This is a genomic window from Enterococcus sp. 5H, from assembly GCF_028128615.1.
GTDB lineage: Bacteria > Bacillota > Bacilli > Lactobacillales > Enterococcaceae > Enterococcus_L.
In genome coordinates this window covers 1-323 of record NZ_AMDP01000053.1, presented here as the reverse complement: position 1 = coordinate 323, position 323 = coordinate 1, and the positions used below count along the sequence as shown (strand labels likewise).

The 323-nt window shown below is 39.3% G+C and carries 1 protein-coding gene; it reads right to left on the bottom strand.

All coding sequences use genetic code 11. The features are described 5' to 3' along the window. Nucleotides 1–323: hypothetical protein (locus tag C240_RS14150; protein WP_271497144.1), on the bottom strand; the 323-nt coding region annotated here is incomplete at both ends.

Genomic DNA, 323 nt, shown 5'->3' with positions numbered 1-323 from the left:
AATCCACCTAAAGCGTTGTTCATTTGATTGGTACTACTTGAAACACTCTTTGACTGTCGTCGGAAAAGACCGCCTAAATTACCAATTGAATTACCGATTGCCCCTTTTAGTCGCCGGAATATTCCGTCTGTCTTTTTGGTATTTCCTGAGAGATTGTTCATCCCGTTCGATGCCATACTACTCTTTGTAGCAGTTTCGCCAAGCTCGGTATTTACACCACTTAAAGCTGATTTCAACCCTGTTGCTCGATCTTCAAATTGCGCATAAGATTGTTGTAGACGATCATTTTCAGCAATTAATTTATTCATTTTTGCAGATTGTTT